The sequence below is a fragment of the Burkholderia anthina genome (genome assembly GCF_001547525.1).
Lineage (GTDB): Bacteria > Pseudomonadota > Gammaproteobacteria > Burkholderiales > Burkholderiaceae > Burkholderia > Burkholderia semiarida.
Genome location: NZ_LNJP01000004.1, coordinates 480,714 through 503,813, shown reverse-complemented (window position 1 = coordinate 503,813; position 23,100 = coordinate 480,714). Strand labels below are relative to the sequence as shown.

General features: G+C 68.9%; 19 protein-coding genes. 8 read left to right on the top strand and 11 right to left on the bottom strand.

The window, feature by feature from the left end:
* Positions 1–31: 31 nt before the first annotated feature.
* Both WS64_RS31385 and WS64_RS31380 read right to left on the bottom strand, forming a co-directional pair.
* Positions 32–664, bottom strand: a complete 633-nt coding sequence (locus WS64_RS31385; RefSeq protein ID WP_060968965.1) for a LysE family translocator — start codon at positions 662–664, stop codon at positions 32–34.
* Between the two features lie 117 nt (positions 665–781).
* The gene (locus WS64_RS31380) at positions 782–1,678 is read right to left on the bottom strand and encodes a LysR family transcriptional regulator (RefSeq protein ID WP_060968964.1); all 897 of its coding nucleotides are present in this window, start codon (positions 1,676–1,678) and stop codon (positions 782–784) included.
* A 221-nt stretch (positions 1,679–1,899) separates the two neighbouring features.
* Between WS64_RS31380 and WS64_RS31375 the strand changes: the two genes are divergently transcribed.
* On the top strand, positions 1,900–2,157 hold the full coding sequence (locus tag WS64_RS31375; protein ID WP_006478949.1) for a hypothetical protein: 258 nt from the start codon (positions 1,900–1,902) through the stop codon (positions 2,155–2,157).
* 289 nt (positions 2,158–2,446) lie between these two features.
* Positions 2,447–2,746: a DUF4148 domain-containing protein gene (locus tag WS64_RS31370; RefSeq protein ID WP_059585061.1), complete on the top strand. Its 300-nt coding sequence runs from the start codon at positions 2,447–2,449 to the stop codon at positions 2,744–2,746.
* 83 nt (positions 2,747–2,829) lie between these two features.
* Here WS64_RS31370 and WS64_RS31365 read toward each other — a convergent pair whose 3' ends face one another.
* The 3 genes from WS64_RS31365 to WS64_RS31355 all read right to left on the bottom strand — a co-directional run bounded on the left by WS64_RS31365 (position 2,830) and on the right by WS64_RS31355 (position 6,608).
* Positions 2,830–4,599 carry a GGDEF domain-containing protein gene (locus WS64_RS31365; protein ID WP_060968867.1) on the bottom strand — a complete coding sequence of 590 codons (1,770 nt, stop codon included), beginning with the start codon at positions 4,597–4,599 and terminating at the stop codon, positions 2,830–2,832.
* Positions 4,596–5,726 (bottom strand): ABC transporter substrate-binding protein, encoded by a 1,131-nt coding sequence (locus WS64_RS31360; RefSeq protein ID WP_059585059.1) that lies wholly within the window; start codon positions 5,724–5,726, stop codon positions 4,596–4,598. The genes WS64_RS31365 and WS64_RS31360 overlap by 4 nt, the downstream gene beginning before the upstream one ends.
* Positions 5,727–5,885: 159 nt before the next feature.
* Positions 5,886–6,608, bottom strand: a complete 723-nt coding sequence (locus tag WS64_RS31355) for a FadR/GntR family transcriptional regulator (RefSeq protein WP_059585058.1) — start codon at positions 6,606–6,608, stop codon at positions 5,886–5,888.
* Positions 6,609–6,877: 269 nt separating this feature from the next.
* On the opposite strand from WS64_RS31355, the gene uxuA reads away from it, so the two are divergent.
* From uxuA to WS64_RS31335, 4 genes are all read left to right on the top strand, one after another.
* Positions 6,878–7,939 carry a mannonate dehydratase gene (gene uxuA, locus WS64_RS31350; RefSeq protein ID WP_179231779.1) on the top strand — a complete coding sequence of 354 codons (1,062 nt, stop codon included), beginning with the start codon at positions 6,878–6,880 and terminating at the stop codon, positions 7,937–7,939.
* A gap of 72 nt (positions 7,940–8,011) precedes the next feature.
* Positions 8,012–9,322: an MFS transporter gene (locus WS64_RS31345; RefSeq protein ID WP_060968866.1), complete on the top strand. Its 1,311-nt coding sequence runs from the start codon at positions 8,012–8,014 to the stop codon at positions 9,320–9,322.
* A 129-nt stretch (positions 9,323–9,451) separates the two neighbouring features.
* Positions 9,452–10,885 carry an aminotransferase-like domain-containing protein gene (locus tag WS64_RS31340; RefSeq protein WP_060968963.1) on the top strand — a complete coding sequence of 478 codons (1,434 nt, stop codon included), beginning with the start codon at positions 9,452–9,454 and terminating at the stop codon, positions 10,883–10,885.
* Between the two features lie 97 nt (positions 10,886–10,982).
* Complete coding sequence (locus WS64_RS31335) at positions 10,983–11,372, top strand: hypothetical protein (protein WP_059639535.1); 390 nt, start codon at positions 10,983–10,985, stop codon at positions 11,370–11,372.
* A gap of 66 nt (positions 11,373–11,438) precedes the next feature.
* On the opposite strand, the gene WS64_RS31330 is transcribed toward WS64_RS31335, so the two are convergent.
* From WS64_RS31330 to WS64_RS31315, 4 genes are all read right to left on the bottom strand, one after another.
* Positions 11,439–12,719 carry a virulence factor family protein gene (locus tag WS64_RS31330; RefSeq protein WP_060968865.1) on the bottom strand — a complete coding sequence of 427 codons (1,281 nt, stop codon included), beginning with the start codon at positions 12,717–12,719 and terminating at the stop codon, positions 11,439–11,441.
* The gene (mprF, locus tag WS64_RS31325; protein WP_060968864.1) at positions 12,716–15,310 is read right to left on the bottom strand and encodes a bifunctional lysylphosphatidylglycerol flippase/synthetase MprF; all 2,595 of its coding nucleotides are present in this window, start codon (positions 15,308–15,310) and stop codon (positions 12,716–12,718) included. Before mprF ends, WS64_RS31330 begins: the two co-directional genes overlap by 4 nt.
* A 426-nt stretch (positions 15,311–15,736) precedes the next feature.
* Entirely contained in the window at positions 15,737–16,171 is a 435-nt protein-coding gene (locus tag WS64_RS31320; RefSeq protein ID WP_059639537.1) for a hypothetical protein, read from the bottom strand.
* An 80-nt stretch (positions 16,172–16,251) separates the two neighbouring features.
* A complete protein-coding gene (locus tag WS64_RS31315; RefSeq protein WP_060968863.1) occupies positions 16,252–17,166 on the bottom strand; it encodes a LysR family transcriptional regulator in 915 nt (304 codons plus the stop codon).
* A gap of 107 nt (positions 17,167–17,273) precedes the next feature.
* On the opposite strand from WS64_RS31315, the gene WS64_RS31310 reads away from it, so the two are divergent.
* Entirely contained in the window at positions 17,274–17,711 is a 438-nt protein-coding gene (locus WS64_RS31310; RefSeq protein ID WP_059639538.1) for a GlcG/HbpS family heme-binding protein, read from the top strand.
* 4 nt (positions 17,712–17,715) lie between these two features.
* On the top strand, positions 17,716–18,492 hold the full coding sequence (locus WS64_RS31305; RefSeq protein ID WP_060968862.1) for an SDR family oxidoreductase: 777 nt from the start codon (positions 17,716–17,718) through the stop codon (positions 18,490–18,492).
* A 48-nt stretch (positions 18,493–18,540) separates the two neighbouring features.
* Here WS64_RS31305 and WS64_RS31300 read toward each other — a convergent pair whose 3' ends face one another.
* Both WS64_RS31300 and nirD read right to left on the bottom strand, forming a co-directional pair.
* Positions 18,541–22,728: a bifunctional nitrate reductase/sulfite reductase flavoprotein subunit alpha gene (locus WS64_RS31300; protein WP_060968861.1), complete on the bottom strand. Its 4,188-nt coding sequence runs from the start codon at positions 22,726–22,728 to the stop codon at positions 18,541–18,543.
* Positions 22,729–22,744: 16 nt separating this feature from the next.
* Positions 22,745–23,089 (bottom strand): nitrite reductase small subunit NirD, encoded by a 345-nt coding sequence (gene nirD, locus WS64_RS31295; RefSeq protein ID WP_059585049.1) that lies wholly within the window; start codon positions 23,087–23,089, stop codon positions 22,745–22,747.
* Positions 23,090–23,100 lie beyond the last annotated feature (11 nt).

The window sequence follows — 23,100 nt, the reverse complement described above, 5'->3', positions numbered from 1 at the left end:
ACCGGCCGTGCTCGGAGCCGCGTCCACCGCGCTAGCTTTGCGATTCGAGCGCGATCCGCATCGCCAGCCCGGCCAGCACCGTCCCCATCAGCCAGCGCTGAATCGCCGCCCAGAGCGGCCGCCCCGCGAGAAAGCCCGCGATCGAACCGGCCGCGCACGCGATCAGCGCGTTGACGCTGACGCTCACCGCGATCTGCACGCAGCCGAGCGCGAGCGATTGCGCGAGCACGCTGCCGTGCCCCGGCACGATGAACTGCGGCAGCAACGACAGGTACATCACCGCGATCTTCGGGTTCGCGAGGTTCGTGACGAAGCCCATCGCGAACAACCTGATGCGGCTGTCGTGCGGCAACTCCCTGACCTGAAACGCGGAGCGCCCGCCCGGCTTCAGCGCCTGCCACGCGAGGTAGGCGAGATACAGCGCGCCGGCAACGCGCAGCGCATCGTACGCATACGGCACGGTCATCACCAGCGCGGTAATGCCCACGGCCGCGCACACCATGTAGAACACGAATCCCAGCGCGACGCCGCCGAGCGACACCAGCCCGGCGCGGCGGCCCTGGCAGATCGAGCGCGAAACCAGGTAGATCATGTTCGGTCCGGGCGTCAGCACCATGCCGAGCGACACGAGTCCGAACGCAAACAGGGTGGGCAAGGCAGGCACGGCACGCTCCTTCAGGGCGACGATCACGAGGTGCGAACAATGTATTGCATCGCGGCCGTCATCGGCATGAAAAAACTGCAAGCGGCCCATGAGCGCCGTTCATCTTGCGGTCGGCCGCTACCTGCCCTTTTTCGCGCGCGTGCGAATCGTCTTTTCCGCTTTCGCACGTTGCGCGTCGACGAGCCGCACGAACGCGTCGGCGACCGCGTTGCCGGCGGTATTCCACGCCAGCCGCACGGACCGATGCAGCCGCGGCGACAGGGCCAGCACGCGGCCGCCGAACGGTGTGTACGTGAGCGTGATGCGCGGCACGATCGACACGCCCATGCCGGCTTCGGCCATCGACAGGATGGTGCGCATCTCGACCACGTTGAACGCCGCCCGAAGCGGCGCGCCGCCGCGCGCGAAGTAATCCGCGATCACCGGCCCGCACCCGGCCTTCGAGAAGATGAACGGCGCCGCGGCCAACTGCCTGGCCGACACGCTCTTGCGGCCGGCGAACATGTCGGCGGCCGCCACCGCGACGAAATCCTCGTCGAGCAGCGGCAGGTTGTGCGCGAACGTCTTCGTGCCGGCCACCACGCCGACGTCGGCCGTCCCGTCGTCGATCCACCCTTCGACTTCGCTGTCCGTGCCTTCGAGCAGCACCGCCGATACGCCCGGGTGCATCGCCTTCAACGCCTCGAGCGCGGGAACGACGAACGCCAGCGACACGCTCGGCAGCGACGCGACCACCAGCTTTCCTTCGAGCTTGCCGCGCGCCAGGCTGAACTGCTGACGCAGCAGCTGCGCTTCCCGCACCACGCTCTGCACATACGGCCACAGGCGTTCGCCGGCCGCCGTCAGGACGACCGGCTGCCGGTCGCGCCAGAGCAGCTTGACCTGCGTGATGTCCTCCAGCTCCGTCAGCGCGTGGCTGATCGCGGATTGGCTGCGGCTGAGCCGGTCTGCCGCGGCCGTCAGCGAGCCGAGTTCGACCACCGCAGCCAGGGCCTGCAACTGGGCAAGCGTCATCGGGTTTCCTTGTTCGAGGGCATGTACTTCGTGCATGGTGCGCCGCGTTCTCTTGAATTATATTGAACCGGCCCTGCGGTCAGGCAGCGGACACCCACGCGTCGCCACGCCGCACCATTCGATGATGCACTTCAATCCGACTGAAGGACTGCCACGCCCGGCGCCGCCGGCGTCCGGCACCACGTCCTGCTCCATTCCCGAAGACGCGCTAGACTAGCCGGATGGAACAATGCCGTTATTGCCAGAGAATCCGCGATGAATGGGATTGCCACGGCGACGAATGCCGCCGGGCAATCGCCAAGGCGCTGCGCCGGCAGCGCGCGGGCCTGCCGATGGTCCCCGATCGCATCCGCAACGAGTTGCCGTCCGGCGCGCCGACCCAGCAAGTGATCGCGGTCCTGTCGCGCCAGCGGCTGCGCGCGCGTCGCGGCAACGAGGAACGCCGCGAGCGCAAGGAAATCGACGACGACGGGGTCTGATCCGGCACCCTGGCGCGAGCCGTGCCGCCGCCCCGACGGTCGCCGGCCCTTCGACGCTCCGGCGCCCGCGGCTGCGGAGCATCCGGCCCTTTCACTCTCCCGCCACTCCGTTCAATCCCCGTAATACAGCATGGGGACAGAAGGCGTTCGGTCGCGGCATTGTTACCGCGAAAGCAACGATCTTTCGCTCAAATTCACGTTTACCCTAGGTGACCCGGCGCCTACGATGTATTCAACCGCTGACGACATGGCGTCGAACGCGGAAAGCCAATAAACACCGGAGGTCATCATGAAATCGCTCGTTTCCGCAGTCGCAGCCGCCGTCGCCCTGTCCGCCTCGTTCGGCGCATTCGCACAAAGCACCGTGACCCGCGCCCAGGTGCGCAACGAACTGGTCCAGCTCGAAAACGCCGGCTACAAGCCGAGCCAGTCGAGCCCGTACTACCCGGCCGACGTCCAGGCCGCGGAAGCCCGCGTGCGCGGCGTCGACAACAGCGGCTTCGGTTCGCAACCGGCCGCGACCGGCGAGAGCGGCGCACCGGCCGTGCGGGTGCAAAGCCGGCACGACTCGGTCTACTTCGGCCATTAAGCGCGCCGCCGCGCGCCCTGCGCGCGCAGCCCGCACGGCGAAGAGCCCGTCCCGCGACGGGCTCTTCGCGTTTCGGCCCGCCGTCAGCGGCCGCCCGACGCGACGCGGCCGGTCTCGTCCGGCGCGCTGCCCCGAATCAGATCCTGGTAGCGCACGCATGCGCGCTGCGCGGACGCCTTGGCCGCGTACATCGCCGCGTCGGCCTTGACGAGCAGTTCCTCGGCCGACGCGCCGTCCGCGGGGAACTCGCTGACACCGATGCTCGCCCCGACGGCCACGCGCCGTTCGTCGAACTCCAGTTCCTCGGCCATCACGATCTGGATGCGCGTCGCGACATCGCCGATCACCGCCGGCGAATGCACGTCCGAGAGCAGCACGATGAATTCGTCGCCGCCGAGCCGGGCCACCATGTCGCCGCTGCGCAGCACGTGGGTCAACCGCTTCGCAACGGTGACCAGCGTGCGATCGCCGGCCGAGTGTCCGAGCTGGTCGTTGATCTGCTTGAACCCGTCCAGGTCGACGAACATGACGGCCAGTCCTTCGCGTACCGCGGCCGCGTGCCGGATCGCGGCGTCCAGATGCTCCATGAACAGCATACGATTCGGCAGCGCGGTCAGCGGATCGTGGCCGGCGAGATGCGTGAGCTCCTGCTGCTTCGCGCGCAGCATCGCGACCTGCGTGCGGATCTCGACGCGCATGCTTTCGAAACAGCGCGCGAGCACGCCGATCTCGTCGGCACGCTCGACCGGCAGCCGTTCGGCGGCCGGATCGTCGAACACATGCGTCGCCGCGCGCGCAAGCGTCTGCAACGGCCGCGTGATCGCACGCGCGAACAGGATCGCAAGGATCACCGCGAGCATGCTCGATACGAGCACCATCCTGACGATCCGTTCGCCCAGCATGCCGGCCGGCGCGAGCACGTCGCCCAGCGGGCGGGCCATCCCGAGCACGACGAAGCGGTTGCCGTCGTCGTGCCCGAACGGCGTACGCACGAACGCGAACATCTGGCCCGGCGCCTCGTCGGGCTGCGCGAGGCCGTTGAGCGTCACGTTCGTGCGCGCACTGTCGAACAGCGCGCGCGTGGCCGCGAAGCGATCCTGCATCAGCACGCGCCGGCCGCGATCGAAGCCGAACGTCTGTGACGAATCGGGATGCACGAGAAAGTCGCCCCACTCGTTCGCGAGATAGACCCCGTAGTCTCGCGGCAGGTCGCGTTCGAGCCGGTCGAACACGCGCGACAGCTCGACGTCGACGACGAGCGCGCCGACCGTCTGGCCCGACGCGTCGACCACCGGCGTCCCCACGCGCAGGATCGGCAGCCCTTGCGCCGCATGCGCGCCCGTCTCGTGATTGATCGCGATCGGCGACAGGTAGATATGACCGGGCGCCATCGCGAGCGTATCGAATACGTAGGAAAACTGTCCTTTCTCCTGGAATACGCTTTCGGGCAGCACGACGATGCCGCGCGCATCGCGATCGAGGCGAATGCGTTCGATCCCGAAATGCCCGCTCGCGATCAGGCGGATCTGCAGGTATTCCGGATGATTCCTCATGAAGCTGTAATACACCTGCTCGAGCCGCATGCGGCTCGCGTTGTCCGGGTGGTCGGCGCCCGCGACGAACGCGGACGACGGCAACTGCGCGAGCACGAGCGCATCGTCGGCCACGTCGGCGAGCGCGGTCGTGAAGCGCTGGCCGAGCAATTGCGTCGACATCAGCAGGCTGTGCTGCGCTTCCTGCACGAGCATCGCGCGGTTGGCGCGATACGCGTAGTAGCCGGTCGTGCCGGACGCGATCACGCCGATGCATGCGAACAGCACCGACAGCTTCGACGTGAGCCCGAGCCGGATCATTTTCCGAACTGCTCCGGCCGGTCGCCCGACACGATGCGGCTCCACAGCGATTCGCGGCGCGCGATGTCCTCCACGGGCTGAATCCAGACGAGATGCTGGCGCCCGGTCTCCACGCCGCGAGGCGGCTCGAGCGTGTTCGCGAGACCCTGGCGCTCGGTGAGCAGCGTGCCGATCGCCGGTTCGAGCATGTAGTTGATCCACGCGAACGCGAGCTGGGGACGTTGCGCGCCGCGCGTGACGGCCCAGCAGTCGAGCCATGCCAGCGCGCCTTCGTCCGGGATCACGTAGCCGACGTCCGCGCCGGCGCGACGCAACTGCTCGACCTGCTGCGTGCCGTAGTTGCCGAACATCAGCGCTGCGCGATGCTGGACAAAGAGCGCGGTCGCCTCCTCGGGCAGCGTGTAGTACGTCAGCAGGTTGCGGCGCAGGTCGATCAGCTTGCGGGCGACGGCAAGCGTCTGCGCAGGCGACAGGCGGAACGGGTCGGGATAGCCGAGCGCCAGCGCCGTAAACGAGAAATTGTGCTGCGCGCTGTTGAAGTCGAGCACCTTGCCGCGATAGCGCGGATTCCACAACTCGCGCATCGAGCGCGGCGCGGCCGGCACCTGCTTGCGGTCGTAGATCAGCCCCATCGACGAATACGTGAACGGAATCGCGTAGGACGCGCCGTCCTGCACGAGGCCGCCGATCGTCGCGAGCTGCTGGAAATTCGGCAACTGCCGCCGCCGGTTCGGGACGCGCGGCAGGTCGATCGGTGCGAGCAGGTGTTCGTGCGCATAGCGCTGGATCTCGGCCGTATTCGCGGCCAGCACGTCGTACGGGGGCGGCGATGCGCTGTGCATGCGCGCCCACAGCGCTTCGTCGGAATCGACCAGCGTCACCTCGACGCGCACATGAAACTGCGCCTCGAATGCGCTGACGATATCGCTGTCCGCATAACCGGGCCACGCCAGCACGCGCAGCACGTTGTCGTTGGCGGTTTCGGGAGAGGCGGCGAAGGTGGGCGGCACGGGCGCCAGCAAGCCCAGCGTCAATATGACGAGCAGCGCGCGCACGGCGCCGCGTGCGCGCCTGGGTGCGCCAATTCCGCTGATCAATGGGACCCCGTGTGAATCGCCCGGCTGCATTCGACTGTCCTTTTTCGAGTCGATGCGATATCCCGCAACGAGACCATAAAACGCACGGTCGCGCAATTGGAACAAGCCGCACACGGCGCGCGTTCGCGGGCCGCGGACGGCAAATGCGACGCGATTACACAGGCCCGTGTCGGGTCGCGAAGACGAACGTCAGCGCCAGGCCTGCGTGAATTCCGCGATCACGCGCGACAGGTGCGCGCGCATCGCGTCGCGCGCACCGTCCGCGTCGCGCGCCATGATCGTCGCGAAGATGCGCTGGTGATCGTCCTGCGACGCCTCGCGCAGCGCGGTCGAGTGAAAGTGCTCCTCGATCTTGTCCCACAGCGGATCGCTGCGCGCACAATCCCACATCGCCGTGACCATGTGCAGCAGCACCGTATTGCCGGTCGATTCCGCGATTCGCAGATGGAACTGGCGATCGGCCGCGTCATAGGCGGCCTTGTCGTTCATCTGCTCGCGCATCGTCGTCAGCGAGAAAAACAGGCGGTCGAGATCGGCATCCTTGCGTTCGGTCGCCGCGAGCGCCGCGACTTCCGCCTCGATCAGCCCGCGCGCGCGCAGCGTCTCGATCGGCCCCGGGCCGCGCGGTACTTCGAACGTCACAGGCCGCGCGGCATCGGCCGCCGACACATAGATGCCCGAGCCGATCCGCACCTCGACGATTCCCTGCACCTCGAGCGCGATGATCGCCTCGCGCACCTGCGTGCGGCTCACGCCGAACTGGTCGGCCAGGCTGCGCTCCGACGGCAGCCGCGCGCCGGCTTCGAACGCGCCGGCGGCCACCATCGCGTGAATCTGTCGCGCGAGGCCGATATAGGAGCGGTCCGCGGCATCGGTGTCGCGGCTGGCGGGCAGGCTGGAAAGATCGGTCATCGGAAGGCTCGCAACAGGCTGGCCGGCGCCGCTGCGGCGCCGGATCGTCAAAATGGTACACCAATTTGTACGACACCCCCGGTTCGACCGTCGGCCGGCCTTGTCTGGCGCTTCCGGAAACGTCACACGGGCCAGCGTTCGCCCGAACAACTGGTAAACCACTATCCCGTACAACTGGCATACCAATCATAATCCGCATACCGACGACGGGCCGGCACGCTGCCGCCCCAGCCGTCCGACGCATGAACCGCCAGCCAGGAGCCGCTCCAGTGAAGATGTCTTTCCGTTGGTACGGCGAGTCCGATCCGGTCTCGCTGCAATACATCCGCCAGATCCCCGGCGTCACGCATATCGTGTCCGCGATCTACGACGAACCGGTGGGCGAGGTCTGGCCCGCGCACAAGATCGAAGCGCTGAAGGCGACGATCGAACGCGCCGGCCTGCAGTTCGACGTCGTCGAGTCGGTGCCCGTGCACGAGGACATCAAGCTCGGCAAGCCGGGCCGCGACCGCCTGATCGACCACTACCGGCAGACGATCCGCCATCTCGGCGCGGCCGGCATCCGCGTCGTCTGCTACAACTTCATGCCCGTGTTCGACTGGACGCGCACCGAGCTGTCGAAGACGCTCGACGACGGTTCGACCTGCCTCGCATTCAGCACCGACGCGGTCGACCGGATCGATCCGAACGACGGCATCGCGCTGCCCGGCTGGGATTCGAGCTACCGGCCCGAACAGTTGCAGGCGCTGCTCGCCGACTACCGCGACGTCGACGAGCACGCGCTGTGGGCCAACCTCGAATACTTCCTGAAGGCGATCATTCCGGTCGCCGAGGAAGCCGGCGTGAAGATGGCGATCCACCCCGACGATCCGCCGCGACCGATCTTCGGGCTACCGCGCATCGTGAAAAACCGCGACGATCTCGCACGGATCGTGCGCCTCGTCGACTCTCCCGCGAACGGGTTGACGCTGTGCTCGGGCTCGCTCGGCGCGGGCCCCGAGAACGACGTCGAAGCGCTCGTGCGCGAGTTCGGCGCGATGGGCCGCATCCATTTCGCGCACATCCGCAACGTGAAGGTCGATGCGAACGGCGATTTCGAGGAAACCGCGCATCTGTCGAGCTGCGGCTCGCTCGACATCGCCGCGATCGTGAAGGCGTACCACGACACCGGCTTCACCGGCTACGTGCGTCCCGACCATGGCCGCATGATCTGGGGCGAAACGGGCAAGCCCGGCTACGGCCTCTACGACCGCGCGCTCGGCGCGGTCTACCTGAACGGCCTGTGGGAAGCGCTGACGAAGTTCGACCGCGCACCGCAAGCGTCGCGGTAATCCGCCCTTCGAGGCGGCCGGCGCAGCGGATCGCCGGTCGCCCGCCACGACATTCCGCATGGAGACACCTGCATGCCACGCATCCGATGGGCCATGATCCTGATGTGCTTCCTCGCCAACGTCATCAACTTCATCGATCGCGCGAACCTCGCGATCGCCGCACCCAGCATCCGTGCCGATCTCGGCCTCGACGCGGTCGGCATGGGGCTCGTGCTGAGCGCGTTCTTCTGGACCTATGCGTTCCTGCAATTGCCGGCCGGCTGGTTCATCGACAAGGTCGGCGTGCGCGTGAGCCTCGCGCTGGCCGTCGGCTGGTGGTCGGTGTTCACCGTCGCGACGGGCGCCGCGCGCGGCCTCGCGCAACTGGTCGGCGTACGGCTGATGCTCGGCGTCGGCGAAGCGGCCGCGATCCCTTCGTTCGCGAAGGTCGCGTTCAACTGGTTCCCGCGCAGCGAGCGCGGGCTGGCCAGCAGCATCTTCGACAGCGGCTCGCGCGTCGGCTCGGCGTTGTCGCTGCCGCTCGTCGCGTGGCTGATCTCGCTGGTCGGCTGGCGCGGGTCGTTCGTGATCACGGGCGGCATCGGCATCGTATGGGCGCTGGCGTGGTGGTTCGTCTATCGCGATCCGGAACGCTATCGCGCGATCGCGCCGGACGCCGTCGACGCGCTGCTCGCGCAACGCGGCGCGCCGACGGTTGCGGCCGCAACCGACGGCCCGAAGGTGTCGTGGCTCGACCTGTTCCGCTACCGCACCGTGTGGGGGATGATGATCGGCCTGTTCTGCCTGAACTTCGCGATCTACTTCTTCATCACGTGGTTCCCGAGCTACCTGCTGCAGTCGCGCGGCTTCTCGCTCGCGTCGCTCGGCACGTGGGGCATGCTGCCCGCGCTGCTCGCGATTCCCGGCGGCTGGCTCGGCGGCTACGTGTCGGACAGCCTGTTCCGCCGCGGCTGGAGCGCCACCGCCGCGCGCAAGACCTGCCTCGTGTTCGGCATGCTGCTGTCGTCGTCGATCGCGCTGTCCGCGTTCGTCGAAAACGACTGGGCCTGCCTCGGCCTGTTCGCACTCGCGTATGCCAGCCTGTCGTTCGCCGGCGCCAACGTGTGGACGCTCGTCGGCGAAGTCGCGCCGACGCCCGCGCACGTCGCCTCGCTCGGCGGCATCCAGAACTTCGCGGGCAATCTCGCGGGCATCTTCATCACGACCTTCACCGGCGTGATGCTGTCGATCACGAAAGGCTCGTTCGTGGTGCCGCTCGCGGTGGCCGGCGCGCTATGCGTGGTCGGTGCACTGTCGTACCTGTTCGTGGTCGGCAAGGTCGAGCCGTTGCCGCCGCTGCGGCGCGGCGGCAGCGGGCGCAACGTCGAGCCGAACGCGGCCTGACGCCGCGGGACGGCGCGGCCGGAACAGCCGCGCTTTCCTTTTCGGGCCGCGCATCGGACAATGGGCCGCGCCCGCCGGCGCGGCGCCGCTGCGGCCCGCGTGCGGCGGCGACGCACTCCGCCCACGCCGATGAAACGCTACGAAACCCTCGCCCACACGATCGCCGACGACATCCGCAACGGCAACCTTGCCGTCGGCACGCGCCTGCCGTCGCTGCGGCAGATCATCGCGCAGCATGGCGTGAGCCAGTCGACGGTGTTTCGCGCGTATTACCTGCTCGAACAGTGGGGGTTGATCCGCGCGCGCGAACGCTCCGGCTACTACGTCGCGCCGGGCGCGCAACCGGCCGCGAGCCCGGCGGCGAAGCGCCGTACGCGCCGCGTCGGCGCCACGCGCAAGGTCGACATCAGCAACCTCGTGTTCTCCGTGCTCGATGCGGCCACGCAGCCCGGCATCGTGCCGCTCGGGTCCGCGTTCCCGGCGCCGCAACTGTTTCCGCTGCCGCGTCTGGCGAAGTCGCTCGCGCAAGCTGCGCGGCTCGTGAGCCCGTGGAGCACCGTCGTCGACCTGCCGCCCGGCAGCGAAGCGCTGCGCCAGCAGATCGCGCGGCGCTATCTCGCCACCGGCATCGCGCAGCCGATCGACGAAATCGTCGTCACGAACGGCGCACTCGAAGCACTGAACCTGTGCCTGATGGCCGTCACGCGGCCCGGCGACGTCGTCGCCGTCGAAGCGCCCGGCTTCTATGCGGCGCTGCAGGCGATCGAGCGGCTCGACCTGCGTGCGGTCGAGATTCCCGTCGATCCGCGCACGGGCCTCGATCTCGATGCGCTCGCGAACGCGCTCGACCGGCACGACATCCGCGCGTGCTGGTTCATGACCAATTTCCAGAATCCGACCGGCGTCACGCTGTCCGCCGAAAAAAAGCGCGCGCTCGTCGACCTGCTCGCGGCGCGCGAGGTGCCGCTGATCGAAGACGACGTGTACGGCGAGCTGCATTTCGGCCCGCACTACCCGCTGCCCGCGCGCGCGTTCGACCGTCATGGCCTCGTGATTCACTGCAGCTCGTTCTCGAAGACGCTCGCGCCCGGCTACCGGATCGGCTGGGCCGCCGCCGGCCGGTTCGCGGAGAAGGTGCAGCGGCTCAAGCTGATGACGACGCTGTCGGCCAGCATTCCGGCGCAGGCCGGCATCGCGAACTATCTCGAGCACGGCGGCTACGACCGGCACCTGCGCAAGCTGCGCGGCGCGCTGCACGCGCAGCTCGACCGGATGGACGACGCGCTGCGGCGCTGGCTGCCGGCCGGCGTCGAATGGGTACGGCCCGACGGCGGGTATTTTCTGTGGCTCGCGTTTCCCGACGCGATCGACGCGATGGAACTGCATCGCCAGGCGATCGCCCGCGGCATCAGCTTCGCCCCGGGGCCGCTCTTTTCGGCCGCGCACGGCTTCGAGCGCTGCGTGCGCGTGAACTTCGGCCACCCGTGGAGCCGCGACATCGAGCGCGCGATCCGCGTGCTCGGCGAACTGGTCGCGCAGCCGCCCGTCCGCAAGGCAGGCTGATCGCACACGATGCGCGCGGCGCGGGGCGCGTCACGGCCATGCAGCCAGGCCGCACGCGGGTTACATTGCAGGTCCTGCCGCCCTTTCCCGATTGCCCATGAGCCCACTGCCTTACGTCGATCACGACGCGCTGCTGAAACTGACGGCCGAAGCCGCGCATGTCACGCAGCCGTGCGCATGCACGAGGACCTCGCTCGCCGGCTGGACGACCCTGCCGCTGTCGCTGCCGGACACGCAACTGACCGAAGTGGCCACGCTCGTCGCGCCGGGCGAGGCCGAGCCGACCTATGCGGAATATCATCCGGCCGGCACGCGCTACGCATCGGACGACGCACCGATCGCGCCGCGCCATTTCCCGTACAACCGCTGCACCGTCAACCGCTGCCGCACGTGCGGCCGCCTGTTCCTGCGCTACCAGGAAGGCGGCGGCTACTTCATCGACCAGCGCATCCGCGCACTCGATCCGGCGCTCGTCGTCGACGCTTGACCTCGGAACGCGATGAACCGCAAGCAAACCGGCCGGCGCCCGACGTCACGCGGGCGCCGCCGGCGTTCAGCGCGCCGCCGTCGCCTTGCCGAACCCGCCGAGGATCTTCTTCTCGAGCGCGATGTAATCGCGGCCGAAGTGGTGATCGCCCTGCGTCTTGATCACGTCGGCGCCCGTGTTCGCGAGCGCCGGGCACATCGTGTCCGTTTCTTCCGCGCCATAGAAGCACTGCACGAGCGCCGGCGGCACCTTCGCGATCTCCGGCGCGACCTTCAGCGCGTTGTCGCTGGCGGGCATGCCGAGCCAGCCCGTCACGCGGATCTGGAAATCGGCGGACGGCGCGAAGCCGAGCAGCGACATCACCACGACCTTGTCGCGCAGGTCGGCCGGCAGCCGGTTGTACGCGAACGGCATCACGTCGGCGCCGAACGAGTAGCCGACCAGCGCCACGCGGCTCGCATGCCAGCGCGCCATGTAGGTGCGCATCACGCGGGCCAGATCGCGGCTCACCTGCGCGGGCGGCTTCTCGCTCCAGAAATAGCGCAGGCTGTCGATGCCGACCACCGACACGCCGTCGCGCCGCAACGCCTCGGCGATCGTCTTGTCGAGATCGCGCCAGCCGCCGTCGCCCGAGATCACGATCGCGAGCCGGTCGCTGCCGCCCTTGGCCGGCAGCTCGACGAGCGGCAGGTCCGACACGTCGAGCTCGTCGCTGCTGGTGGTGTCGCGCAGGTGCGACGTGACGAGCGACACGAGCTTCGCGGTGTCGCCCGCCGCCGCCGTTTCGACGAAGCCCGGCATCGCGCGGCGCACGATCGTCGGATCGGGCGGACACGGCTTGAAGCGCGGATCGAGCTTCGCGGCCGGACCGACCGCGACGACGCCGGCGATCGTGTTCTCCGGCGCCATCGACAGGATCTGCTTCGCGATCGCGCCGCCCTGGCCCACGCCCGCGACGATCGGCGTGAAATAGCGCGACGACTGCGCGAGACGTTCGAGCTGATGGCTGACCGCCTCGGCGTCGCCGTCGAGGTGGTGGCAGGCCTCCTGCTTCGCGGCGAGATTCGCCGCGTAACGCGCGGAATCGACGCCGACCGTCATCGCACCGGCTTTCGCGAGCGCGTCGGCCGCCTGCTGATCGGCGGCATGCCAGCCGGCCTCACGCGAGAACAGCACGACGAAACCGCGCAGCGGCCCGCTTGGCTTCGTCACGATCACGGGCCCATAGCGGCCGCCGGACACGGTTTCGGCTTTCACTGCGGCCGGCTGCGCCGCGCAGGCAGCGCCGGCCAGCATCATTCCCGCGCAGGCGGCTGCCGCCCGCGCGATTCCCTTCGTCAACATCATGAACGCCGACCTCCAGCCAGCAATGAGAGATCCGCGAGCGTGACGAACACGCCGACCGAGCCCGAGGCCGCGAGATAACGCGGCTCCCAGTGCGGTTCGAACTTGCTCTTGAAAGCGCGCAAGCCGCGGAAGTTGTAGAAGCGGCCGCCGAAGCGCCAGACCATCAGGCCGAGCCGGTGGAACGGCGACGGCATCTTCGCCGCGCCCATCCCCGAGAACGGCGCGATACCCAGGCTCAGCTTGCGGAACCCCGCTTCCTTCAGATGCAGCGCGAGCTGCGTAAACAGATACTCCATCGCGTACGGCGAAGCGTCCGGCAGATGGCGCATCACGCCGACCGTCGCCTCGGTGTTGAGGTCGGTCGTCATGAACGTGACGAACGCGATCGGCTTGTCGGCCTGCCGCACCAGCATCACCGATTGCGTCGCGAGATAGCCGTCGTGGAACGCTGCCACCGAGAAGCTCTTCTCGCGCGCATCGCGGCTGTCGAGCCAGCCGTCGGAGATGTCGCGCAGCGCGGGCAGCGCGGCCGGCACGTCGTCCGGCGCGATCACCTCGACCGTCAGCGCATCCTTGTCGCCGCGGCGCAGCGCGTAGCGCAGGTGCGAGCGGTTCGATCCCTTCAGGTCGAACCGGTCGAGCGCGATATGCGCTTCCTCGCCCAGCTTCATCAGCGTGAGCCCCGCGTCGAGATACAGCGGCAGCGCGTTCGCGCGCACCTGGTAGAACGCCGCGCGGCCGCTGTGCGCATGCGCGAGCGCGATGAACTTGCTGATCAGCGCCGGCCACTCTTCGCGCGGCCCGACCGGGTCGTGGAGCGCGGCCCACGTGCGGCCGTTCTTCGCGTACATCAGGAACGCGCGCCGCGACTCCGAGAACAGGAACGACTTGTCGCCCATCAGCGCGAGGCCCGCGTCGCTGCATTCCTGCGCGCGGATGATCTGCTCCGCGTCGACCAGATCCTGCGCCGCGGGCTTCACGAAACGCCCGGGCGCCGGGCGCAGCAGTTGCCACAGCGCGAACAAGGCAACGAACACGCCGGCGGCGAGCGTCGCGCGCAGCGCCCGCGGCGCGCGCGCATCGAACGAGAAATGCGACCACAGCTCGCGCGTGTACGGCACGTCGCGGAACGCGAAGAACAGCACCCACACGGCCAGCATCAGCACCAGCGCCACCGACACGAACCAGCTCACGGTGAAGCGCTCGGCGAGCAACGACGAATGACGGTTGAACCGGCGGCGGCTGACGAGCAGCAGCACGAGCAGCGTGCCGAGCACGCCGGCCTCGACGAACGCGAGGCCCTTGGCCAGCGACAGCGCGAGGCTCGCGAGCGTCAATGCGAAGGTCATCCACCACGCGCCGTCGAGCCGGCGCAGCAGCCCGCGCGCGACGAACAGCAGCGCGACGCCGAGCACGCTGCAGATCACCTGCGAGCCTTCGAGCACCCACAGCGGCACGATGTGGCGCAGGATCGCGATCCGGTGCCAGAACGCCGGCGTCGCGCTCGAGATCACCAGCATCCCGCCGACCGCGAACGTCACGAGGCTCAGGAACACCGGCGCGAGCTGCGACACGCGCGCGGCCTGCCGCGTGACGAGCCGGCGCCGCAGCGCACGGCCTTCGAAGCCGGCCAGCAGGCCGGCCGACAGCACGAGCGGCACGCCGAAATAGATCGCGCGATACGCGATCAGCGCGGCGACCATTTCGTGCGCGGGCACTTCGCGGCCGAGCGTGAAGACCATCGCCGCTTCGAACACGCCGATCCCGCCCGGCGTATGGCCGATCATCCCGAGCAGCAACGCGGCGGCATAGACGGTAATGAAGGTCGGGAAGCCGACGGGCGCCGCCGGCAGCAACACCCACAGCGTCAGGCCCGCGGCGACGACGTCGAGCACCGCGTAGACGACTTGCGCGACGAGATCGCGCCGCGCCGGCACGTCGAACGACAACCATTTGAAACGCGTGACGACCGGGCGCGCGGCGTTGCCGCACAGCACGACCAGCGCGGCGAGCACGACGAGCAACGCGGCCCCCGTCCACGTGAGCACGCCGGGCGCGACGTGCAGCATCGCGGCGAGCGCCTCCGGCACGCAGACCATGCCGACCGCCGTCATCAGCACCATCGCGAGCGCCAGCGTGCCGCTCGTGAACACCGTCATCCGGCCGATCTGGGCGGGCGTGACGCCCGACACGCCGTACACGCGGGCGCGCACCGCGCCGCCCGTCAGCGCGCCGAAGCCGGTCGCGTTGCCGAGCGCGGAGCCGGCGATCGCGCCGATCCACAGCGCGACGCGCGGCACCCTGGCCGCGACGTAACGCAGGCCGACCGCATCGCGGGCGACGAGCGCGAGATAGCTGAGCGCCGTCGCGGCGAGCGACGCGCTCCATTCGACGACGGACATGTGACGCAACTGGCGCATCACCGACCGGTAGTCGACGGATTCCGACAGGTGCTGGAAAACCACGATCAGCAGCAGGCCGATACCGAGCGCGAGCAGCGGCGACAGCACGCGCTCGTGGCGGATCAGCGCCCGGGCACGGGCGATCACCGCCGCGGCAGGGCCGGGCGAACCAGGGTGGCGGGAAGACATAACGTGTTCAGTGGTGGTGCATAGCGTGTCGCGGCGCGGGTGGGCCGGGCGGCGACGAAAATCTCGTTGTTCTGCGTGGGCGGCCGGCCAGGACGAGGGCGGGCGGCGCCGAAACCAGAATTTACGAGTATACGGAACTTATATTACAAAATCTTTCATGTTCGCTTTGTGCGAATTTGTGATGTCTTGCGCATCAAAACCGCATAGAAATACGGCGCTCCACGAACGCAGGTGCGCATCATACCGGGAACCGGGGCGGTTTTTTCATCGGATGAACGCGTTGTGATCCATTTCGGAGAAATCTGCCGCGCCAAGCGCGGACGGTGAGGACGAAAACGCGACGGCGCCGCGCGTTTCGGAATGGGAACGAGTCGATCCGGTGCGCCCGCGCGGCGCACCGTCGGTGCGGAACTACGCTCCCGTACGCTATTTCGCCCGCTCATGCTCGCCCAACCCGATCGCCTTGTAATCGTAGGTCGGGTAGAACTCCGTCCGGTACGCGCCCCAGGCCGTGTCCTCGAGCACGCGATTGACCTCGCGCAGCCGCGACGCCGGCAGCCGCAGCACGACGATCTGCCCGATGCCCATCGTGACCGTCCAGCTCACCACCTCGACGCCCGGCGGCGGGAATGCCTTGTAGAACCCCTGCTTCGCGAGTTGCGCATTCAACTCGGCGAGCGGGCGGGATTGGTCGTGTTTCAGGAACACCGTCAGCAGAACCGCATTGTCGGGCGTCGCGACAGCCGTGCCGGCCGGCACCGTCGACGTCTGGCCGATGGCCGGTGCGCTGGAAATCGTGGCGGCCGCCAACGCCGCGGCAATCACGAGCGTTCGAATCGGAAAATGCGGAAATATGGTCATCGCGCGACTCCATGGCTTCGTGGTGGAGCCGCCATCATGCGCCGCCGGATCAATCGTTGCAGCGGGCCCGGCCGCTGCGATTACGCCGCGTCCGCGCCGTCACGCTCGCGCAGCACGTCGATGAACGCGCGCAGCTTGGCCGGCACGTGCTTGCGGTTCACGTAATACAGCCACATCGGCGGCAGCGTCCGGCACGCACCGGGCAGCACCTCGACGAGCGTGCCGTCGCGCAGGTCCTGCTCGATCCGCTCGCGCACGAACGCGAACGCGATGCCGACTCCGGCGCGCGCCGCGTCGATCACCGCATCGTCGTCGTTCGTCACGAACACGCCGTCCGGGTCGAGATCGACGTCGTGCCGCCCGTCGCGCAGCAGCCATTTGTGCAGGCGGCCGCTTTCCGAAAACCGGAAACGGATGCACGCATGCCGCGCGAGCGCGGCGATCGACTCGGGCGTGCCGTGCCGGGCAAGATAGGCCGGAGACGCGACCAGCGCACACGTCAGCGCAGGCGCGATCCGCACGCCGATCATGCCCGGCTGTAGCCGGTCGGCCAGGCGGATTCCCGCATCGAAGCCCTCCTTCGCGATGTCGACGAGTTCGTTCTCGTAGCGAATTTCGAGCCGGACTTTCGGATAGCGCTCGCGGAACGTCGCGAGCACCGGCGCGATCACGAGCAAGCGCGCGAGCGGCAGCGCGGTCACGCGCAGCAGCCCGTTCGGCTCGCTGCGCGCATCCTTCAGTTCGTCGCGTGCCTGCATGACCTGCCGGTACGCGGGTTCGGTCTGCCGCCAGTAGCGCTGGCCGGCTTCCGTGAGACTCACGCCGCGCGTGCTGCGGTTGAACAGCTTCACGTTCAGTTCGCCCTCGAGCTGCCCGATCGCAAGGCTGACGGCGGCCGGCGTCAGGCCCAGCGCAGCGGCGGCGCGCGTGAAGTTGCCGGCCGTCGCGACGCTCATGAACACGTGCAGCCCGGCCATCGGATCGCGTCTGCTCATCGCCTGCCTCATCATTAAAAAAACTTGAAACTGCTTCCAGCGGAATGCGGATTCTCCCATATACCGCGACTGCCTACACTGGCCCTGTCGTCCCACAGGAGCCTCATATGGACTCGCTCACCGCCGCACTGCCGCTCGCCGTCGCCCGCCGCACGATCGACGCGGCGCTCGCGCATGCCGCATCGCTACAGATGGCCGGCGTCGCAATCGCCATCGTCGATGCCGGCGCGAACCTGCTCGCGTTCGTGCGCACCGACGGCTGTTTTCTCGGCGCGATCGATCTCGCGCAGCGCAAGGCGCTGACGGCCGTGCGCTTTCGCGCGTCGACCGGCGCGCTCGGCGCGATGTCGGGCGACGGTCCGCTGCGCGGCATCGAACACAGTCACGGCGGGCTCGTCACGTTCGGCGGCGGCGAACCGCTCGTCGACGGCGACGGGCGCTGCGTCGGCGCGATCGGCGTCTCGGGCGGCAGCGTCGACGAAGACACCGCGATCGCGCGGCACTGCCGCGACCTTTTTCAGGCAACCCTTCACACCACAAGGTAAGCAGATGGCACAGAAACGCATCCTCATCACCGGCGCGGGTACCGGCTTCGGCCGCGAAGTCGCGCTGCGGCTCGCCGCGCGCGGCCACGACGTGACGGCCGGCGTACGCACGGCCGTCGAGCTCGACGCACTGGCGGACGATGCCGCGCAGCGCGGCGCCGCGTTGCGCGCGGTGAAGCTCGACGTCACGTCGGCCTACGATCGCGCCCGCGCCGCCGAATTCGACATCGACGTGCTCGTGAACAACGCGGGGGTGGGCGAAGCGGGCGCGCTAGTCGACCTGCCGGTCGAGATCGTTCGCGAGTTGTTCGACGTCAACGTATTCGGGCCGCTCGAACTGACGCAGCAGATCGCACGCGGGATGCTCGCGCGCAAACACGGCAAGATCGTGTTCGTGTCGTCGATCGCCGGGCTGATCACGGGGCCATTCACCGGCGCGTATTGCGCGTCGAAGCACGCTGTCGAATCCGTGGCCGAGGCGATGCATGCGGAACTCGCGCCGCACGGAATCCAGGTCGCGGTCGTGAACCCCGGCCCGTACCGCACCGGCTTCAACGACCGGATGATGGAAACGATACGTCGCTGGCACGATCCGGCCGCGCACACGGTGACCCCCGAGCGGCTGACGTTCCCGCTCGAACAGCACGACCCGGAGGAAATGATCGCGAAGATGGTCGACGTGATCGACGGCGACGGCGGCGCGTTCCGCAACCTGCTGCCGGCGGCGTCGGAAGCGTTCGTGCGCGCCGAGCAGGCGCGTGCGTGGGAGCGGCGGCAATAACGTGCCGCCGACGCGGCGGGCGGGCGTTGGCCGCTTCGCTCACGCGATTCAGTACACGTCGCGCATGTAGCGCCGCGCCTTCGAAAGCCGCGCGACGTAATCGTTCGCGGCTTCGTCCGACATGCCGCCATGCTCGGCGACGATCGCCTTCAGCGCCGTATCGACGTCCTTGGCCATCCGCGCGGCGTCGCCGCACACATAGAAGTGCGCGCCCTCCTCCAGCCATGCGAACAGCTCGGCGCCCTGCTCGCGCATCCGGTCCTGCACGTAGACCTTGTCGGCCTGGTCGCGCGAGAACGCGAGATCGAGCCGCGTCAGGAAGCCGCTTTCGTGCATCTCGCTCAGCTCGTCGCCGTAGTAGAAGTCGGTCCGCGCATGCTGCTCGCCGAAGAACAGCCAGTTGCGCCCCCGCGCGCCGCGCGCCCGCCGCTCGTGCAGGAAGCCGCGGAACGGCGCGACGCCGGTGCCCGGGCCGACCATCACGATCGGCACGTCGCCGTTCACCGGCGGCCGGAAATGCGCGGACTTCTGCACGAACACGGGCACGCGGCCGTCGTCCGCGCGATCGGCGAGGAACGTCGACGCGACGCCTTTGCGCGCGCGCCGGCCGTTGTGATAGCGCACGGCCGACACGGTCAGGTGAATCTCGCCCGCGTGCGCGCTCGGGCTCGACGCGATCGAATAGAGGCGCGGCTGCATGCGCTTGAGCATGCCGACCAGCTCCGCGCCCGACAGTTCGATCGGGTATTCGTGCAGCACGTCCGCAAGCTGTTGCCCCCACAACCATTGCTTCAGGTCGCTCTTGCGATCGTCACCGAGCAGCGACTTCAGCGCGCCGTTCGCGCTGCGCGACGCGATGAAGGCCAGCGTGTCCGGATGCGGGCGCGTGATGTCGAAGTGGCGCGCGAGCGCATCGCCGAGCCGGATGTCGCCGACGCCCGGCACCGACACCGGCGCATCGGCCTTCAGCGCGGTGACGGACAGCAGTTCGTCGACCAGTTCGGGGCAGTTGGTCGGCCATACGCCGAGCGCGTCGCCGGTTTCGTATTCGAGATTCGCGCCCTGGGTCGACAGCGACACGTAGCGCGTGTCCTTCGCGGCGCCCGGACGGTTCAGCCGCAGGTTCGCGACGAGCTTCGACGGCGCCGGATGCGCCTTCGTCGGCACCAGCCCCGACGGACTCATCCCGCCGGACGGCACCGCGTGCAGCGCGGCATCGGCCTCCTTGATGCGCGCGACGACGCGTTCGAGCCACTGATCGGCATCGTGCTGAAATTCGACGTCGCAATCGACCCGCGCGCACAGGCGCGCCGCGCCGAGTTCCGCGAGGCGCGCGTCGAGCCGGCGGCCGTGGCCGCAGAACTGGTCGTAGTTGCGGTCGCCGAACGCGAGCACCGCGAAATGCACGCCGTCGAGGCGCGCGGCGCCGCCGGCCTGCAACGCGTCCCAGAATTCGCTGCCGTTGTCGGGCGCATCGCCGTCGCCGAACGTGCTCGTCATCAGCAGCACGTATTGCGCACCGGCGAGCGACGCGACCGGATAGTCGGACATGCACGCCGTGCGGATCTCGAAGCCGGCGTTCATCAGCTTCGTCGCGTAATCCTCGGTCAGCGATTCGATGTTGCCGGTCTGCGACGCCCACAACAACGTGACCTTCGGGCGCGGGCGCACGATGCGCACGCCGCCGGCCGCGGCGGCGTCGGCCGGCAGCGCGGGCGCCGCCGCGCTCTGCGCGCCGGCAGGCAGCGCGCGGCTGAACAGGCCGGCGAGCATCCCGTCGAGCCAGAACCGCACGGGCGGCGTCAACGGCGCGCCGGCCGGCAGCACGGGCACGCCGCCGTCGCGACGGCCGACGCTCGCCTTCAGCCCGCCGACGAGGCCGGCCACGTACAGCCGCTCGGCGTCGGTCAGCGGCGGCGGCGCGAGATCGGCGACGCCGAGCGCGGCCGCGAAAGTGTCGATGTCTGCCATGTCGAATTCCTGTGAAGCCGCGATCGGCGAGATCGCAGGCGCGGGCGGTGCATCGTCCGCGCCTGCGTCGACGCGCGCCGTGTCATCGTCGGCCGACGCGAACGCGTCCGTGTCGACGCGCGTGAGCGCGACCGCGCAGTATTTCAGTTCGGGTTGCTGCGATTCCGGGTCGATCGCGTCGTTCGTCACCGCGTTGATGCACAGGTCGTCGCCGTACACGTCGTTCCAGTGCATCGGCGCGAAGCAGTTGCCGCGCCGCACGCGCTCGGTCACGACGGCCGGCAACACCGCGCGGCCGCGCGCCGAACGGATCTCGACGCTGTCCTTCGCGGCGATGCCGAGCGCGCGCGCATCGTCCGGGTGCAGTTCGACGAATGGACGCGGGTTGAGCTTGTTCAGCATCGCGACCTTGCCCGTCTTCGTCATCGTGTGCCACTGATGCTGCAATCGCCCGGTGTTCAGCACGATCGGGAACGTGCCGTCGGGCAGTTCGGCCGGATCGACGTGCGGTCGCGCGAAAAAGCGCGCCTTGCCCGACGGCGTCGGGAACGCGAGGCGCGGCGCGGCGCGGCCGTCGGCCGCCGCGCGCGGCGTCTGGCTCACACCGTCGTTCAGGTAACGGATCGGGTGCCGCTCGCGCGCGGTGCCCGGCGCGACCGGCCATTGCACGGGCCCGTCGCGCAGCGTCGCATGGCTCGCGCCGCGCAGGTCGTAGCCGGTCGCCGGATTCGAGAAACGGACGATCTCGTCGAACACGTCGGCCGCCGACGCATAGTCGAACGCGTCGCCAAAGCCCATCGCGCGCGCGACTTCCGCGACGATGCGCCAATCCGGCAGCGCATCGCCGGGCGGCGCGACCGCCGCGCGCATCAGCGTCATGTTGCGCTCGGAGTTGATCATCACGCCGTCACCCTCGGCCCACAGCGCGCCCGGCAGCAGGATGTCCGCATAGCGGTTGGTTTCGGTATCGAGGAACGCGTCCTGCGCGATCACGAGCTCCGCCGCCTGCAGCCCGGCGATCACGTTGCGCCGGTTCGGCACGGTCGCGACCGGGTTCGTGCAGACGATCCAGCATGCCTTGATGTTGCCGGCCGCCATCCGCTCGAACAGGTCGACCGTACCGTTGCCGGTGTCCTTGCGCAGCGTGCCGGCCGGCACGCGCCACAGGTTCTCGACGAAGCGGCGGTCGTCGTCGGACGCCACCGAGCGCTGGCCCGGCAGCCCCGGGCCCATGTAGCCCATCTCGCGCCCGCCCATCGCGTTCGGCTGGCCGGTCAGCGAGAACGGCCCGCTGCCCGGGCGGCAGATCTTGCCGGTCGCGAGGTGCAGGTTGCAGATCGCGTTGGTGTTCCACACGCCGTGCGTGCTCTGGTTGAGCCCCATCGTCCAGCAGCTCATCCATTCCTGCGCGTCGCCGATCCATTGCGCGGCCGTGCGGATGTCGGCCTCGGCAAGCCCCGTGATCGCGGCGACGCGCTCGGGCGTGTAGTCGGCGAGGAACGCGGGCATCGCGTCCCAGCCTTCGGTGTATGCGTCGATGAACGCGGCATCGGTGCGCCCGTTCGCATGCAGCAGGTGCAGGAGCCCGTTGATCAGCGCGAGATCGGTGCCGGGCCGGATCTGCAGGAACAGGTCGGCCTTGTCGGCCGTGCCGGTGCGGCGCGGATCGACGACGACGAGCTTCGCGCCGGCCTTCACGCGATCCATCATCCGCAGGAACAGGATCGGGTGACAGTCGGCCATGTTCGCGCCGATCACGAAGAACAGGTTCGCGCGATCGAAATCGTCGTACGACCCGGGCGGCCCGTCCGCGCCGAGCGACTGCTTGTAGCCGGTGCTCGCGCTCGCCATGCACAGGCGCGAGTTCGACTCGATGTTGTTGGTGCCGACGAAGCCCTTCGCGAGCTTGTTGACGAGATACTGCGCCTCGATCGACATCTGCCCCGACACGTAGAACGACAGCGCATCGGGCCCGTGCGCGTCGAGCACCGCGCGCAGGCGGCGCGCGGTCTCGGCGATCGCGTCGCGCGCCGGCAGCGGCACGAGGTCGTCCTCGCGCGCGCGGCGCACGAACGCACGGTCGAGCCGGCCCGAACGGCGCAGCGCGACGTGCGCCGACGAACCCTTCGTGCACAGCCGCCCGAAGTTGGTCGGATGGTCGGCGTCGCCGGATACCTTGACGACTTCGCCGTCCTCGACGTGCAGCACCATCCCGCAGCCGACGCCGCAGTACGGGCACACGCTCTTGACGGGGGTGGCGGTCATGCGTGCTCCGGCGGGCTCAGGCCGCGACCCACACGAAACCGTCCTCGACCCGCGACGGATACGCGCTCACCGACTGCTCGGGCGCTTCCAGGCATTCGCCGGTACGCAGGTCGAAGTGCTGCTTGTACAGCGGCGACGCGACCACGACGCGTTCGCCGAGGCTGCCGATCAGCCCGCGCGACATCACGGCGGCCTGCGACACGGGATCGACGTTGTCGATCGCGAACACGCCGCCGTCGGGATGCGCGACGTGAAACACCGCGACCTGCTCGCCGTTGACGAGCGCGCACACGCCGGTGTTCGGCACGATGTCGTCGAGCGGACACACGCGGGTCCAGGACAGCGGAAGACGGTCGTTCATGATGGGCTCCT

Excerpts from the sequence above, each read along its gene's own strand:
- WS64_RS31380 (WP_060968964.1), bottom strand. The coding sequence starts at position 1,678 with ATGACGCTTGCCCAGTTGCAGGCCCTGGCTGCGGTGGTCGAACTCGGC.
- WS64_RS31375 (WP_006478949.1), top strand. The coding sequence starts at position 1,900 with ATGGAACAATGCCGTTATTGCCAGAGAATCCGCGATGAATGGGATTGC.
- WS64_RS31370 (WP_059585061.1), top strand. The coding sequence starts at position 2,447 with ATGAAATCGCTCGTTTCCGCAGTCGCAGCCGCCGTCGCCCTGTCCGCC.
- WS64_RS31365 (WP_060968867.1), bottom strand. The coding sequence starts at position 4,599 with ATGATCCGGCTCGGGCTCACGTCGAAGCTGTCGGTGCTGTTCGCATGC.
- WS64_RS31360 (WP_059585059.1), bottom strand. The coding sequence starts at position 5,726 with ATGCAGCCGGGCGATTCACACGGGGTCCCATTGATCAGCGGAATTGGC.
- WS64_RS31355 (WP_059585058.1), bottom strand. The coding sequence starts at position 6,608 with ATGACCGATCTTTCCAGCCTGCCCGCCAGCCGCGACACCGATGCCGCG.
- WS64_RS31345 (WP_060968866.1), top strand. The coding sequence starts at position 8,012 with ATGCCACGCATCCGATGGGCCATGATCCTGATGTGCTTCCTCGCCAAC.
- WS64_RS31340 (WP_060968963.1), top strand. The coding sequence starts at position 9,452 with ATGAAACGCTACGAAACCCTCGCCCACACGATCGCCGACGACATCCGC.
- WS64_RS31335 (WP_059639535.1), top strand. The coding sequence starts at position 10,983 with ATGAGCCCACTGCCTTACGTCGATCACGACGCGCTGCTGAAACTGACG.
- WS64_RS31330 (WP_060968865.1), bottom strand. The coding sequence starts at position 12,719 with ATGATGTTGACGAAGGGAATCGCGCGGGCGGCAGCCGCCTGCGCGGGA.
- mprF (WP_060968864.1), bottom strand. The coding sequence starts at position 15,310 with ATGTCTTCCCGCCACCCTGGTTCGCCCGGCCCTGCCGCGGCGGTGATC.
- WS64_RS31320 (WP_059639537.1), bottom strand. The coding sequence starts at position 16,171 with ATGACCATATTTCCGCATTTTCCGATTCGAACGCTCGTGATTGCCGCG.
- WS64_RS31315 (WP_060968863.1), bottom strand. The coding sequence starts at position 17,166 with ATGAGCAGACGCGATCCGATGGCCGGGCTGCACGTGTTCATGAGCGTC.
- WS64_RS31310 (WP_059639538.1), top strand. The coding sequence starts at position 17,274 with ATGGACTCGCTCACCGCCGCACTGCCGCTCGCCGTCGCCCGCCGCACG.
- WS64_RS31305 (WP_060968862.1), top strand. The coding sequence starts at position 17,716 with ATGGCACAGAAACGCATCCTCATCACCGGCGCGGGTACCGGCTTCGGC.
- WS64_RS31300 (WP_060968861.1), bottom strand. The coding sequence starts at position 22,728 with ATGACCGCCACCCCCGTCAAGAGCGTGTGCCCGTACTGCGGCGTCGGC.
- nirD (WP_059585049.1), bottom strand. The coding sequence starts at position 23,089 with ATGAACGACCGTCTTCCGCTGTCCTGGACCCGCGTGTGTCCGCTCGAC.